Source organism: Pseudomonas sp. LBUM1640, from assembly GCF_059716225.1.
Map to the genome: position 1 here is coordinate 2940989 of NZ_CP166816.1, position 13632 is coordinate 2954620.

Consider the following 13632-nt stretch of genomic DNA (forward strand, 5'->3'; position numbering starts at 1 on the left):
CGCGTTTAGCTTGGCGTTGGTGTCTGGCTTGATCCTGGAAGCTGAACGCATTCAAATGTGGGGGGGTGGTTTGCCTGTGATAGCGGGTCTATGGGCTGGGTAGGTCGGGGTACACCAACAAACCGCTATCGCAGGCAAGCCAGCTCCCACACAAAAACCAGTTTCAACACAGCAGCCAGCCCCCACAGAAAAGCAGATCCACAGCGTACGCGGGATCTGATTTCGCTCTATATCACCCAGGCCCACTGCCAGGTAGAAATTTATCCCAGAGGAAATGCCCCAGGTGGCTGCGGGTCAGGAATGTCTGTCTCGACGACGCTGTGCGAACCACTCAAAGCCTTGCCCATCGAACCTGCGGCACTGGCCAGAGCAGCTGGTGCGGCCTTGAGCAGTTGTGGCGCATGCTCAAGAGTTTCAGTAGGCAGTTGCGATGCAATCTGCAACCCACCACGCACCCGGTGGTAGGTGTTTTCTGCGGTGCGCCCCCAGGTGCCAGGCAATGAACCGTGGGGTAAATCGGCGCGATCCGGCGCCCGCATGTTCTGCAAGGCCGTGCGGGTGCGCGGAAAGTTTGGCGCACTGGCCTGCGCCGCGGTGCCCGGCAACTGCGCAGCCTTGAGCGCAGCAGTGTGTGCCTTGGTTTCCGGCCCGGATTGGAAGGCGGCATACGCGGGAATCAACAGCGCCGGCGACCCCAGTGCAGCCATCACCACCTGGCCGAATTTCTGCGCCAAGGTGTCGGAGCCGAGAGTGCGGGCCACGGTACTCACCGCTGCCGCATTACCCAGGCCGATCAGCGAACCGAAGGTCTTGCTCAGCAGGCTCTGGCGCACCTCGCTTTCACTCGGGTCACTGGCCAGCACCGCATCGCTGGTGGCCTTGGCAATGCGCTGGGCCAAGGGTTTATCGGTGCTCTTGAAGGTGTGAGTCGGCAGTTCACGGCCGCGTTGGTCGGGCGTGGTGCTGCGCAATTGACTGCTCGATTGCACCCCACCCATCAGCAGCCCGCCGCCCATGGAGGTGAGTGTTCGCGGGCCGTAATCGTTGACGTGCAGTTGCGGCGCGGCAAAGCCAATGGCGCGGCGAATACCTTGTGCCAGGCCGAACGCGCCAAAGGCTTGGGCCTCGCCGATACCGGTACCGTTTTTATTCGCTTGCTGGGCGTTCAAATGGCGGCTGCGTAAATCGTCCACGGCTTGCTTGGCCTGGGTTTTGGCTGCATCGCTCAGCGGCTGGATCTGCCCCAGGATACTGACCCGTGGGTTGGGGTTGGGGATGACTTCCGAGGCTTTGATCGGCTTGAGGTTCCACGGGCCGACCAACTCCTGCCCGATCGGCTTGAGCAGGTTGGTACCCACTTCATGGGCGGCGGCCATGGTCACGCCGGCGGCAAATACCTGCTTGGGCAAGTCGTGGGGGATCGCCGACTCCACCACCGCACGGGCAAAGCCAAAGGCCAGGCCCGAGGCGAGCATTTGCGGCACGGCACCGGCGACGAACGCTTTAGTGGTCGCGGCCCAACCGTCGTTATGTTGGTGCAGCTCCTCCAGCACATCGGGCAAGCGGGCGTTGTCCAAGGCATCCTTGAACTCGCCTTCGGCGCTGGTCTGGCGGACCAGAGCCTTGAGCTGATGGCTGATGTCCTCCCATTCCTTGGCCGGTTGGTGCAGGTGATGCAGAGCCTTGACCGTCGCTTCAGCCTTGGCTGATGCCTGTTTCAACGCACCGGGGATTTGCGTGGCGACCTGTTGCGCATAACGGGCGAAGGCGTGCTCGCTACGCTCGATGTGGGCACGGTCGGTGGCCGACAGTTCGGGCTGCGCCAGCACTTCCTGGTAGAGCGCGACTTTGCCGGCAAACAGTTCGGTCTGAGCCTGCACGGCCTGTTTGAGTACGCGCCCGTAAGCAGCAACGTCTGGGGTATCGCCCGGCATTTTGCTCAGCTTGGCCAGTGCCTTGTGCAGCTCCAGGCGGGACGTTTGCGCATGGCTGAGCAACTCATCGTTGATCACCGGGCTCAGGTGTTCGTCCACTTCCGGGAAGAGCTTCTCGGCAATGGTCTGGAAGGCGGCATGGGACTGTTCGAGCAAATATTTGCCCTCGAGCACCATCATTTTCTGGGCAGTTTCCAGTGGGCTGCCGGCGCCGGCCTTGATGGATTGGGCCAGCGCGGCGGCTTCCCTGGCCAAAGACGTAGAAGGGCGCTGGCGCTGCGCATAGCTTTTGAGGGTGGCGCTGGACGCGGCGCTGGGCGTGGGCGCAAGGTCGCTGGGTGGCCTGGAGGCCAGGCGCACCAAGCCAATATCGCCGCTGGGTGTTTCGTGAACTTCGCTATGGACGATGGCCGGCGTGGGGCCTTGGTTGATCCCGGGAGTGCGCATCAAAAAGCCCTCGCGCGCGTGCGCTGGTCGTCGAGAAAGTAATGTTGGCGCCACGCTTGGGCATACTCGGCAATATGCCCCATCAGCAGCAGAACCTGCGCCGCCGTGGTGCTTTCCAGTGCCAGGGCACTGCCGAACATCACGTGGCCGGTGTGTTCGTTATGCGAAAAACTGCTGTGGCGTATGCCATCTATCAGGTGGAAGTTGGTGTCCAGCAGGCGCAATAAAATTGCCTCCCGTTGGCGCGCGGGCAGGGGGCCGAAGTCAGCATGCATGAGTACCGTTTCCGCCTCGGCGTTCTCGAGCGGGCGCAGAGAAAAATCAACGCCGCGAACAGTCAGTTGGGGGGATTCGTACAACACGGACGCACGGGGGATCTGGGTCAGTTGGCAGATCTCATCTACCCACTGGCGAAAGTGTTCGTTAGCCATATTTTTATTCTCCAGGCGCACACGTTGCCTTTGAGGCTTTTTTTGGGCGCTGCGTAAAAATTACGCAGCGGCCCGCAAGGTGAGTGGGGAATAAGTGCATTCAGGTTCCGAGTTTTTTTAACAATGTCGTGTGCCAATAAAACTCAACTACCGTTAATAACGGCGGACCTTCAATGTTTGCTGGAGTTGCTTCCAGTAGTGGCACTTAAAGTATTTTTATACACGGGTGGGCAAGGCGCTTATTTTTCAGCCTTGTTGAGAGAAACTCAACATTCCAGATTTTATATGGCGATTGACATGTTTTGATTCAAATGTATTCTCTGGCGCTACAAGCAGCGGGATCCAAGGAGGCAGCGGCTTAGTAGTGAATTGAAAAAGGCGTGTTCGACGCTGTTGAGTCAATTTTTTGAACCTTTTAGTGTCGAAGATATTTAGTCTGTCAAACATATGGCGGCTAATGTTTGTTGCGCCTTTAGATAATAAAAAACATGTAATGCCTCGCGTGCAAACGCGCCGTGAGGTGCCGCTTGCGGTTTCTTGAGTCCTATCAAGACTTGTCGGTTCTGTAAGGATGGCTGCCGCCAGGCACGTTGGGTGAGCGCTCGTTCGGCTCTCATTCAGGTTGAGTGTTATAGCGATGCCTGAAATTAGAATAAGCGTTCGGTTTATTTACTTGCTTCTTGCTGTCAAACCTGCAACGAAAACAATTGCCGTAAGTAGCAAGTGCATTCGTCACCCATCGAAATGTCATGGGGCAGTTACATTGAATCTATATCGCAGTCTTAAGGATCGGGGACTGGATTGAGTAAGCCGATTGGGAGGTTGTTTATATGACTGTGCGCGATTATTTCCATGGCGAGCATGACGGCATCAACGATTTTCCCGACCTTAAAGTCATTGCGCAAAGTACTTCGTTGCTGGGCATTGATTTGCTGTTGTCTGGCGAGACTGGGACGGGTAAGGACACCCTTGCAGAGCGCATCCATACGCTGTCGGGGCGCAAAGGCAGTTTTGTGGCGATGAACTGTGCGGCGATCCCGGAATCACTGGCTGAGAGTGAATTGTTCGGAGTGGTTAACGGCGCCTTTACCGGTGCCAATCGCTCACGCAAAGGCTACATAGAGGCGGCGCAAGGTGGCACCTTGTACCTGGATGAAATTGACAGCATGCCCTTGAGCCTGCAAGCCAAGCTCTTGCGCGTGTTGGAGGTGCGGGCCATCGAACGTTTGGGGTCGACCACCACCATTGCGCTGGATATCTGCGTGATCGCCTCGGCGCAGCGTTCGTTGTCGGAGCTGGTGGAGCAGGGCCGGTTTCGCCGTGACCTTTATTTTCGTCTCAACGTGTTGACCATCCAGTTGCCGGCGCTGCGTGAGCGTCGGGAGCAGATCATTCCGCTTTTTTCCAAGTTCGTGGACGCCGCCGCCCAAGGCCTGGGGGCCACTCACAAGACATTGTGCCCCTCGATCATTCAGGTGCTGCTCAGCCACTCCTGGCCGGGCAATATCCGCGAGCTCAAATCGGCCGCCAAGCGCTTTGCCCTAGGGTTTCCATTCCTGGGGCCGGACACGCCTGGCGAGCACGAAGGCCAGACCCTCAAGGCGCAAATGCGGGTGATCGAACGGGTGCTGATCCGGGAGGCGCTCAAGCGGCACGACCACAGCATCGACGCGGCGTGCGTGGAGCTGGGTATACCGCGCCGGACGCTGTATCACCGCATCAAATGCTTGGACATATTCGGAAAAAGTTCGGCTCTTGAAAAAAATGTGGAACCTGTATCCACGAATTCTCCACAAATTATTACCTCGTACTGACGCGAGTGAATATTGGGAGTGATGACCATGACAAACCCTATCCGTCCTACAGGTGGCTTTGCTAACGCCGCAGCAAACGCAGCCAACACCGGTATCAATGCGTTACAGGGCGCGGCACAAGCAGCCGGCACTGTAAGCGGCAACGCCAGCCTGCAACAGGGCATGACTGACCAGACCAACAGCCAGGCTGCCAGCGCTCAGGAAATGATGATGAAGCAGCAGGACGCCCAGTCCGCCCAGCTGATCATTGCCCAAGGCCAGCAAGCCATGCAGACCCAGCAATTGAACACCCTGCAGGCCATCGCCAACGCCAAGACTGACTCCGCGGAGAAAGAAATCTCCGGCACCGCTCAGCTCGCCAAAGCCATCAGCTACTAATCATTTCTGAGCCCTCCGAGTCTTCGGAGGGCTATTTTGATCCTTAGCGAGATCTCCTCATGGCAAATTCTGGCTTCGTCAATTCAGCCGCCCTGCATATCGGAACCGTCATTCCACGCGATGGCGCGCTCCAGGATCTGGCCGGTTCCAAGACACCACAAGCCCTCAACGGGGTGGTGGACCACATTACCAACGCGTTGACGTCCAGCGGACACCTGGATACCGATACGCCGCTTGGGAAAATGGTTGAGCAGCAGCTTAAAAAAGACAATCCCTTCGCCGCGCTCGGTATCGGGCAAAACGCCGATAGCGTCAAAAAAGCGGTGTCGGACCTGATCAAAAACACGCTGGGCAATAATTTTGGCGCCTCGGCCAGCGCCGGAATGGGTGGCGGCCAGGACCTGATGTCGCAGGTCATGAAGGGGCTGGGCAAGGCGGGGCTCAACCAGGCACTGACCCCTGAAGGTGATGGTTCGACCTTCTCGAATGCGGACAAGCCGCTGCTGCGTAAAGTGGCTGACTTCATGGACCAGAACAAGGCCGCCTTTGGTACGCCGGATTCGGGTTCGTGGCGCAAGGAACTCAACGAAGACAACTACCTCAACAAAGACGAAACCTCGAAATTTCGTGCTGCGCTTGAGCAGATTTCGCAACAGATGGACGGCTCCGACAGCGTCAGCGGCTCAGCAGCCCCGCAAAGCACCGCGGGCGGTTTGGGCAGCCCGCAAAACGATCTGCAGAGCGACGCTTCGGACGACGATGCGTCGGATGACAGCGGCACCACCACACAGGGCGGCCTCGGCACGCCACAAGCAAGCGCGGATGATTCGGGCAGTGATGACTCGGCAGATTCGGCTGACGCACCTGCGGCTAATTCGCAGCAGCAGCAGCTCCAGCAAATACTGCAGCAGCTTGAACAATTGTTGGGTGCCGCCTCCGGCATGCAAGGCGCCCAGCAGGGTGGCCACCACCATCACCACGACGCGCAAAGCCCTCAAATGCAGGACCAGAACCAGCAGGCTTCTGCGGCGCAGGCGGCGCAAAGCATTCTATCCGTGATGAGTGCAGGCGTTTCCTGAACCCAGGGCTTGTACTGTTAATTGCACCTTTCGACACCGTTTTCCGGAGAACCCCCCCCGTGACCATTTCCAGCGTCAATTCCTTCAAGAGCCTCGCTCTGGATCACGAACACGAGATGGTTTCCGGGCCTTCCCAGGCGGATGTCGATCTATTCAATAGCGCGATGCGCAGCGATCACGAGCCTGCCGGGCTGGCCGATGGCCTGATGGGCGCGCTTTCCGAGCGCATCGGCACCCAGCAGCACCTGTCGCAACAGGCCATGCGCTCGATGAAGGCGGCCTCCGGCACCAGCGAGCCGATGGACATGGTGAAAATGAGCCAGGCGCTGTCGCAGTACTCCCTGCAAATGGCGATGACCACCAAAGTGGTGAACAAGAGTGCTCAGGCCCTCGATAAACTGACCAACCTGCAGTAGGCCCGGCGTGAAATTCCCTCGTTTATTGGTGGTTGTATGCCTGTTGTTGCTGGCCGGTTGCAGCGACGACACCGTACTGTTCGGTGGCCTGACCGAGCAGGACTCCAACGACGTGATCGCTAAACTGGCCGACGAACACATCACGGCCCACAAGCAGATGGAGAAGCTCGGCGTGACCGTGCTGGTGGCGGCTGGCGATATCAACCGTGCAGTGCGGGTGCTCGATGCCGCAGGCTTGCCTCACCACGCCCGCGCGAGCCTGGGCGAAATCTTCAAGAAGGAAGGGGTGATCTCTACCCCGCTGGAAGAGCGCGCCCGCTATATCTATGCGTTGTCCCAGGAGCTTGAGTCGACCTTGTCGCAAATCGACGGGGTGATTGTGGCACGGGTACATGTGGTGCTGCCGGAGCGCATTGCGCCGGGCGAACCGGTGCAGCCGGCGTCGGCCGCGGTGTTTATCAAGTATGCCGCGTCGGTGCTCGACCCCGACAGTGTGCGCGGGCGTATCCAGCAGATGGTCGCCAGCAGCATTCCGGGGATGAGCCAGGACTCGGCCAACTCGAAAAAATTCTCGATCATTTTTGTGCCGGCGGTGGAATTCAAAGACAAGCAGACCCTGGTCAATTTCGGGCCATTCCTGATCAACAGCGACGACGCCGGTTTCTGGAGCATGCTGGTTATCGCGCTGGCGCTGGGCGGGTTAGTGGTGTTGCTTGTGCTTGCGCTACTGCTGCGACCTGACTGGCGTGCCGGGTTGCTCGGGCGCTTGCGCCCTGGCCGTTCCGGCGCCAACTACCCGGCGCGTCTGTGACCGAGGCCGACTGGGCCAACTGGTGGTGCTGCACCTGGCGCTGGATGCATCCAGGTTGGCAACCCCAACTGGCGCCGTTCACCCCGGTGTCGCGCAGCCGGCACACTGACCTGTTGAATTGCCTGGGCGTTACGCCCTCCCAACCGCCCGTGCCTCAGGTTGATGCCATGCATTGGCTGTCGCTCACTGAGCAACAGCAAACCCAGGCCTTGGCGCTGGTGGCGGCAATCTGTTTTGCCAACCCAGCGTTGCAGGCACAGGTTTCGGATGAGCAATGGTCATGGTGCCGGGGCTTGGCCAAGGCGCTGCGCCCCGGGCTTTGGCTGGGGGCCGAGGTGTTTGATGCACGGTGCTTGCTCGGTGCCTGGTTGGGGGAGGGCTGCTGGTCGCGCCTGCGTTTGGCCTGGGCACCGGATGACGTTCTGGTGCCGGCGTTGAATGTGCCGGCGCGCAAACTCGATGCCTTGTGGCACGCAGTGTTGTGGAAGGTGTTGACGTGAGGCGTAATCCAGCATGTTAGTGCGTAGAACATTATCGCTCGGCGATCAGTACGCAGCCCCCGTGGGCATTGTGCGCCATGAACAATTTCGTGATTCCCAGGCGGCCGTCGACCTGCTGGCGCGGGCGCGCGAGCAGGCAGAGGCGCTGCTGCTTGAGGTCCAGCATCAGCGCCAACAGGTGATTGATCAGGCCAGCGCGCAATTCTGGGAAGACGCCGGGGCCTTTTTGCAAGGTATCGAAACCCAGGCCCAGGCGGCGCATGACAATGTGGTGCAGGCCGCCCGGCAATTGCTTAACCAGGCGATTGAGCGCTTGTTCGGCGAATGTACCCTCGGCGAACGCGCCCAGGTCTTGATCACTCATCTGGCTGCTGGCCAAAGCCACGCCACCGGTGCCACGCTGAGCTGCCACCCACAGGTGTTTGCGCAGGTGCAAGCGTGGGTCGCCAGCAGTCGCTTTGCCGCGTTGTGGCAATTGCGCGAAGACGGCTCGATGCCCATCGATGCGTTGCGCTTGAGCAATGAAGCCGGGGAGTTCGACCTCGACTGGGCCGGCTTGCAACGCTGCATGCTTGCTCCGGGTGGCTGATCAAAAATCGCGATTATTTCTCCTGTGAATTGATAGAAAGCGTGGAACCTGTGTCGGGGTTTGTTCCACTCACTTTGTAACAAAATTCATGGAGCCCTCCGCATGATCAGCTTCAAGTCCCTGCAAACCCACCTTGAGCACAACTTCACCCGCAATCAGGGCAGCACTGACACGGCGGCCCTGGACGCTGAAGACACCGCCTCACCTGAAGACTTCCGGGCCTTCGCCGACGCGGCGCAGAAGATGGCCACCACCACCTCGGTGATGAACGAAGGACTGCGTGCCGAGCACGGCATCACCAAGTCGATCATCGATGGAATTCAGTGATTTTGTCGCGGTCCTGAGCCAATGGTTCGAGCAGCCGGGCGGCGCGCCGCTCGATTGCTGGATCGATGATGCCAACGCCCGGTTGTCGCCTGTGGAAGGCGGTTTGCGCTGCAGTATCGACGTGCTCGACCCCTATGACGCCAGCGCCCCGGAGCGCCTGATGGCCATCCTCAGCCTGGGCGGCGCAAGTGTGGCCTGCCACTGCGACGGTGGCTTGGCCATTGACCCCGAAAGCAAATGCCTGGTGCTGGTGTACTGGCTGGCGTTGCCGTGCACGGTTGACGCAGTGCTGGGCATTCTGCAAAGCCTGGCCAACCAGCGTGGGGCGATGCTCAGCCAGATGCACCAAAGCGTGCTTGATTCGCACCCTGCCGAGTCCCGTGCCGTAACCCCCAACTGGCTCCCTGGAGTGTGAAATGCAGAAGGCCTACCGCTGGTTGCCGTGGCTATTGATGTGCTTGAGCGCCTCGGCGTTCGCGGCCGTGCCGCCGAACTGGAAGCACGTGGCGTATTCCTATGATGCGCAGCAAACCGACCTGTCCACCACGTTGCAAGCCTTCGCCAAGGAGTTCGGCATCGGCCTTGAGATGGCGCCGATTGCCGGCGTAGTCGATGGCCGTATCCGTGCCGCCAGCCCCGAAGCGTTTCTGGATCGCCTGGGCCAGGAACATCACTTCCAGTGGTTCGTCTACAACGACACCTTGTATGTCAGCAATACCAGCGAGCAGACCTCGGCGCGCATCGAGGTTTCCCCGGATGCGGTGGATGACCTCAAGACCGCGTTGAGCGATGTCGGTTTGCTGGACCCAAGGTTCGGCTGGGGCGCGCTGTCGGACGACGGTGTGGTGCTGGTCAGCGGCCCACCGCGTTACGTGCAGTTTGTGCGCGAGTACAGCAAGACCGTCGACAAGCCGGATGAAAAGCAAGACGTGGTGGTGCTGCCGCTGCGTTACGCCAACGCCGCCGACCGCAGCATCAAGTACCGCGACGAGACACTGACGGTTGCCGGTGTGGCGAGCATCCTCCAGGATTTGCTCGACAGCCGCTCACGTGGCGACTCGATCAATAACCTCAACCTGCTGCAAGGCGCCGGGTTGGGTGGTGGTCTGGGCACGGCGCTGGGCACCGGCTCCTCGGGCACCAGCAACAACTACGGCAGCACCCCGTATGGCGGCGGGGCGTCGTTGCTCGGCAACGTCGACACCGAAAACCTGCAACAAGGCCTGGACCGGGTGTTGTCGGGATCCGGCCTGCTCAACCCGAAAGGCGGCAGCGGCTCGAGCAAATCGAAAATCCGCGTGACCGCCGATGTGCGTAACAACGCGGTGCTGATCTACGACTCGCCCAAGCGCAAGGCGTTGTATGAACGGCTGGTCAAACAGCTGGACATCCCGCGCAACCTGATTGAAATCGATGCGGTGATTCTGGATATCAACCGCGATGACCTTGCGGAGCTGTCAAGCAACTGGAACGTGTGGTTTGGCGGCACCAATGTGACTTCTTCGCTGCTGGACTCAGGCTCCAACTCGACCTTGTCGGCGGAAAACTCCGGGCGTTTTGCCCTGGCCATCCATGCCCTGGAAGGCAAGGGCGCGGCCACGGTGGTGGGGAATCCGTCGATCCTGACGCTTGAGAACCAGCCGGCGGTGATTGATTTCAGCCGTACCGAATACCTCACCGCCACGGGTGAGCGGGTGGCCGATATTCAACCGATCACGGCGGGCACCAGCTTGCAGGTGATTCCGCGTTCGTTATCCCACGGCGGCAAATCCGAAGTGCAGTTGATCCTCGACATTGAGGACGGGCAGATAGAGCAGTCGGTGCTGGACGACACCAAGCCGAGTGTGCGCACGGGCAACGTCAGCACCCAGGCGGTTATCGCCGAGCATGGATCGCTGGTGGTGGGTGGTTTCCACGTACAGGAAACCGATGACAAAGTTCGCAAGATCCCCTGGCTCGGCGACATCCCCTGGATCGGCAAACTGCTGTTCACCTCCAACAGCCATCACACCAGCAAGCGTGAGCGTCTGTTCATCCTCACGCCGCGCTTGATTGGCGACCAGGTTGACCCGGCGCGCTACGTGGAAAGTGGCGACCCCAACGACGTAGACGCGGCCATGAAGCGCATCGATGACCGGCACGACGGCGTGCAGCCAACCCGCATCGATGTGCAGCGTGCGTTCACACAGCTGCTCAACAACGTGCAGCCGGCGGGTTTCAGCGAGAGCAAGGTGCCGTTGTTTGTGCCGCAAAGCCTGTGCGACCAACAGCCGGGTATTGTGATCGATGGCAAACGTACCCAGTGGTACGAGCGCACCACCTGGAGTGTTGGCGTGGTGGTTGCCCGCAACACCAGTGCGCAACCGGTACGCCTGGATGAAAGCACCTGCGGCGGACGCTGGGTGCTGGGGGTGAGTGCCTGGCCGCATGCCTGGTTGCAACCCGGTGCGGAAAGTGAAGTGTTTGTGGCGGTGCGTCAGCCTCAGGCACTGAAGGCCACGGCTACCACGCGTGTCTCATTACTGCGGGAGGCGAAGCCATGAAGCCCTTCGTGTTGATCGGTTTTTGCCTACTGTGCGCGACCTTGGCGGGGTGTGCGATGCACCCGGCGGGTTGCACCGGGGCTGCTTGCGAGCGGCCTGATTCGAACGATCGCGAGCTGGTGATCTGGTGGCCCGAGGATATGCGACCGGGACTGGATACCCCACAAAGGACCCAAGACTTTACAGTCGTGCCATTGAGAGATTGAGCATCATGATCCGAGTGTCAGAGAAAGCGGAATTCTATGAGCGGGTAGCGGCTGGGCAAGCTGCGGTTTGGCCGGTAGCTCACGGGGTGTCCTTTGTGAGTCGTCGTGAGCATCATGACTGGGGGATTGCGTTGCATATCGACAGCCGCACGCTGCAGCCGCAGCAATTGCGTGGGGCGCTGGAGCGGCGGTTTACCCAGTCGCACCTGTTTCCGGATTATTTTTTGTCGCTTGATTCGCAGCGGGATTTTGTGGTGTGGCATGCGGCGCCGCTGACGTTTCAGGGTGGCGGGGCGCTGGATGATATTTGCGAGCATCAGTTGATGTTGGCGGGGGTTGGGGGGGTGGGGTGATGGTGTGTATATCCGTTGGTGCGGTAACGGCTGCTTAGGGTTCCGCCCTGACGGCGGGTCACTTTTGTAAAGACCGGAATGCCGGCCCAGTCAAAAGTAACCAAAAAGTCACGCCCCACCACTTGGCACCTCGCTATTGCTCGGTGTGCCCTCTCCGGCCATCGTGGTTAACGGGGTGCCTCAGATCAAGATCAAGATCTACAGCACGGCGGCCTGAACGCCGACCTGAGTGGTTAAAGCAAAAGCCAGGTCAAGTGCAAATCCAAAGCCTATCTACCTGATGCAACGCGGTCTAAATGTCATGCCTTTCAAGGTCTGCGTTTAAAGATCCGTTTAAAGTCATGTTTAAGTTTGTTTATCCGACTTGGCAGCCTTGAGCACCCGAGCTGTTGAGACATGGGCCCGTGCAGCTTTACCTTCCAGCCACTCCTTAGGTTTGGCGACTTTAGGACCACGAGGACTTTTCGCGACGGCCTTGGGTTTGATCAACCTCGCCAGGGCCAACAACCGCTCTGCCAGCCCTTGCGAGGTCTTTTCAATAGGGAAATTCTCCGCAGGCAATGCGATCTGCATTCCCTGATAATCACTGCGAACATGCACCGCCAAATGGTAAATCGAGGCCTCCCAACCCGCTGGCTGCGTTTCGCGGTGGGCCTGATCAACACTGCGTTTGAGAACCGACAAAACGTTGTAAGCCAGAACCGCTGAGGCAAAGCCCAGCAGCGCGGCTTTAGGGCTACCAAGGCTCTTAATCTCACTGTCCAGCACCGATTCAAGGCGTTGGAACATTCCCTCAATACTCCAGCGGCGGCGGTACAAATCGGCTATTTGCCGAGCGCTAATGGTGTCGGGCAAGTTGCTCCAGAACCGCATCACCGAATCGCCTGAATCATTTGCCGTTTGCAGGCTCAACTCAACGCGTCGCCAGCGGCGGCCACCTTTTACTTCAATGATTTGCTCACGAACGCTTCCGCTGTCGACGATCCCTGACTCTTGCCAGTCGCTTTCCTGAATTATGCGAGGATGTTTGCTGTGTTCGCGAACGATGAACGAAGCCCCCGTGTCTTCGCAGGCTTGTAGGACCGGCAGCGTGCAGTAGAGCCGGTCAGCCACCCACAGTTGGCCCGCGCTTGCGCGGGCCAACAGCGGTAAAACACTGACCCGCTCGCTGGCATGGGCGTCTTCACAAGGCTGAAGATCAACGACTAAATCCAGATCAGGGTCGTAGGCCACTACGGAAAAGCCCGGGCGAGCCGCAGCTCGTTCAGCGCGCAAAGCACCAAGACGTTTTTCAGTGGAGGGCAGGTGGTTGCCGTCAACAATACGCAATTGCCAGCCGGGTAGGATCGATGAATGGCCGAGCGTTTTTATGGTCGGCTCTAAACGCTCTGCGCTACCCGAAATCAGGGCTCGAAGCAGCTCGGGCTCGGTCCGATTAATCTTGTCATAGAGCGCCGAAAGGGTGACTGAAAGCCCCTCCATCTTGCGCGCTGCCGCGTGTAGAGAGGGTCTCAGGCCCAATGAAACTAGGGACATCAGCTCTACAACGGTTGAAAATAAAAGCTCACGGGAGTACTGACGTTGGCGGTGATCATTGAACACCTTATCAACCCATTCGGCAGGTACGGCCTGCTCTAATACCAGCTTGGTCATGACACTGGCCGGTGCTTGTTTTTCGAACCGCTCTAGAACCTTTTCCCACATGGTTTCGTCATCCTGACTGAAGTTTGGGGGGGATTTTAAACCAAGACCTTGAAAGGCATGGGTCTAAATGTGGGAGCGGGCTTGCCTGCGATGCAGACAC

At 59.2% G+C, this 13632-nt stretch carries 15 protein-coding genes; 12 read left to right on the forward strand and 3 right to left on the reverse strand.

Annotated features, from left to right (window positions below; translation table 11 throughout):
* Positions 1 to 260: 260 nt before the first annotated feature.
* Both ACA065_RS13195 and ACA065_RS13200 read right to left on the reverse strand, forming a co-directional pair.
* Positions 261 to 2381: a hypothetical protein gene (locus ACA065_RS13195; protein WP_497694892.1), complete on the reverse strand. Its 2121-nt coding sequence runs from the start codon at positions 2379 to 2381 to the stop codon at positions 261 to 263.
* Positions 2381 to 2812: a CesT family type III secretion system chaperone gene (locus tag ACA065_RS13200; protein ID WP_497694893.1), complete on the reverse strand. Its 432-nt coding sequence runs from the start codon at positions 2810 to 2812 to the stop codon at positions 2381 to 2383. Before ACA065_RS13200 ends, ACA065_RS13195 begins: the two co-directional genes overlap by 1 nt.
* An 830-nt stretch (positions 2813 to 3642) precedes the next feature.
* Here ACA065_RS13200 and ACA065_RS13205 point away from each other — a divergent pair.
* The 12 genes from ACA065_RS13205 (at position 3643) to ACA065_RS13260 (ending at position 11828) form a co-directional block, all read left to right on the forward strand.
* The gene (locus tag ACA065_RS13205; RefSeq protein ID WP_497694894.1) at positions 3643 to 4626 is read left to right on the forward strand and encodes a sigma 54-interacting transcriptional regulator; all 984 of its coding nucleotides are present in this window, start codon (positions 3643 to 3645) and stop codon (positions 4624 to 4626) included.
* A gap of 27 nt (positions 4627 to 4653) precedes the next feature.
* A complete protein-coding gene (locus ACA065_RS13210) occupies positions 4654 to 5004 on the forward strand; it encodes a type III secretion system major pilin HrpA (RefSeq protein ID WP_497694895.1) in 351 nt (116 codons plus the stop codon).
* 59 nt (positions 5005 to 5063) lie between these two features.
* Positions 5064 to 6083 (forward strand): hypothetical protein, encoded by a 1020-nt coding sequence (locus ACA065_RS13215; RefSeq protein WP_497694896.1) that lies wholly within the window; start codon positions 5064 to 5066, stop codon positions 6081 to 6083.
* A gap of 59 nt (positions 6084 to 6142) precedes the next feature.
* Positions 6143 to 6499 (forward strand): type III secretion system inner rod subunit SctI, encoded by a 357-nt coding sequence (gene sctI, locus ACA065_RS13220; RefSeq protein WP_497694897.1) that lies wholly within the window; start codon positions 6143 to 6145, stop codon positions 6497 to 6499.
* A gap of 7 nt (positions 6500 to 6506) precedes the next feature.
* Positions 6507 to 7310 carry a type III secretion system inner membrane ring lipoprotein SctJ gene (sctJ, locus tag ACA065_RS13225; protein ID WP_497694898.1) on the forward strand — a complete coding sequence of 268 codons (804 nt, stop codon included), beginning with the start codon at positions 6507 to 6509 and terminating at the stop codon, positions 7308 to 7310.
* On the forward strand, positions 7307 to 7810 hold the full coding sequence (locus tag ACA065_RS13230) for a type III secretion protein (RefSeq protein WP_497694899.1): 504 nt from the start codon (positions 7307 to 7309) through the stop codon (positions 7808 to 7810). Before sctJ ends, ACA065_RS13230 begins: the two co-directional genes overlap by 4 nt.
* A gap of 13 nt (positions 7811 to 7823) precedes the next feature.
* A complete protein-coding gene (sctL, locus tag ACA065_RS13235; protein ID WP_497694900.1) occupies positions 7824 to 8399 on the forward strand; it encodes a type III secretion system stator protein SctL in 576 nt (191 codons plus the stop codon).
* Between the two features lie 102 nt (positions 8400 to 8501).
* Positions 8502 to 8726 (forward strand): type III secretion protein, encoded by a 225-nt coding sequence (locus ACA065_RS13240; RefSeq protein ID WP_064455080.1) that lies wholly within the window; start codon positions 8502 to 8504, stop codon positions 8724 to 8726.
* On the forward strand, positions 8713 to 9141 hold the full coding sequence (locus ACA065_RS13245) for a type III secretion protein (protein WP_497694901.1): 429 nt from the start codon (positions 8713 to 8715) through the stop codon (positions 9139 to 9141). The genes ACA065_RS13240 and ACA065_RS13245 overlap by 14 nt, the downstream gene beginning before the upstream one ends.
* A 1-nt stretch (position 9142) precedes the next feature.
* Positions 9143 to 11269 (forward strand): type III secretion system outer membrane ring subunit SctC, encoded by a 2127-nt coding sequence (gene sctC, locus ACA065_RS13250; RefSeq protein WP_497694902.1) that lies wholly within the window; start codon positions 9143 to 9145, stop codon positions 11267 to 11269.
* Complete coding sequence (gene hrpT / locus ACA065_RS13255) at positions 11266 to 11475, forward strand: HrpT family type III secretion system protein (RefSeq protein WP_497694903.1); 210 nt, start codon at positions 11266 to 11268, stop codon at positions 11473 to 11475. The genes sctC and hrpT overlap by 4 nt, the downstream gene beginning before the upstream one ends.
* Positions 11476 to 11480: 5 nt before the next feature.
* On the forward strand, positions 11481 to 11828 hold the full coding sequence (locus ACA065_RS13260) for a type III secretion protein HrpV (protein WP_285682785.1): 348 nt from the start codon (positions 11481 to 11483) through the stop codon (positions 11826 to 11828).
* A gap of 345 nt (positions 11829 to 12173) precedes the next feature.
* On the opposite strand, the gene ACA065_RS13265 is transcribed toward ACA065_RS13260, so the two are convergent.
* On the reverse strand, positions 12174 to 13481 hold the full coding sequence (locus ACA065_RS13265) for an IS4 family transposase (protein WP_497695326.1): 1308 nt from the start codon (positions 13479 to 13481) through the stop codon (positions 12174 to 12176).
* Positions 13482 to 13632 lie beyond the last annotated feature (151 nt).

What these genes read in the sequence shown, in the direction of transcription:
- ACA065_RS13210 (WP_497694895.1), top strand. Translation starts at nt 4,654, where the DNA reads ATGACAAACCCTATCCGTCCTACAGGTGGCTTTGCTAACGCCGCAGCA.
- hrpT (WP_497694903.1), top strand. Translation starts at nt 11,266, where the DNA reads ATGAAGCCCTTCGTGTTGATCGGTTTTTGCCTACTGTGCGCGACCTTG.
- ACA065_RS13195 (WP_497694892.1), bottom strand. Translation starts at nt 2,381, where the DNA reads ATGCGCACTCCCGGGATCAACCAAGGCCCCACGCCGGCCATCGTCCAT.
- sctC (WP_497694902.1), top strand. Translation starts at nt 9,143, where the DNA reads ATGCAGAAGGCCTACCGCTGGTTGCCGTGGCTATTGATGTGCTTGAGC.
- sctL (WP_497694900.1), top strand. Translation starts at nt 7,824, where the DNA reads ATGTTAGTGCGTAGAACATTATCGCTCGGCGATCAGTACGCAGCCCCC.
- ACA065_RS13205 (WP_497694894.1), top strand. Translation starts at nt 3,643, where the DNA reads ATGACTGTGCGCGATTATTTCCATGGCGAGCATGACGGCATCAACGAT.
- ACA065_RS13215 (WP_497694896.1), top strand. Translation starts at nt 5,064, where the DNA reads ATGGCAAATTCTGGCTTCGTCAATTCAGCCGCCCTGCATATCGGAACC.
- ACA065_RS13265 (WP_497695326.1), bottom strand. Translation starts at nt 13,481, where the DNA reads ATGACCAAGCTGGTATTAGAGCAGGCCGTACCTGCCGAATGGGTTGAT.
- ACA065_RS13200 (WP_497694893.1), bottom strand. Translation starts at nt 2,812, where the DNA reads ATGGCTAACGAACACTTTCGCCAGTGGGTAGATGAGATCTGCCAACTG.
- ACA065_RS13260 (WP_285682785.1), top strand. Translation starts at nt 11,481, where the DNA reads ATGATCCGAGTGTCAGAGAAAGCGGAATTCTATGAGCGGGTAGCGGCT.
- ACA065_RS13240 (WP_064455080.1), top strand. Translation starts at nt 8,502, where the DNA reads ATGATCAGCTTCAAGTCCCTGCAAACCCACCTTGAGCACAACTTCACC.
- ACA065_RS13245 (WP_497694901.1), top strand. Translation starts at nt 8,713, where the DNA reads ATGGAATTCAGTGATTTTGTCGCGGTCCTGAGCCAATGGTTCGAGCAG.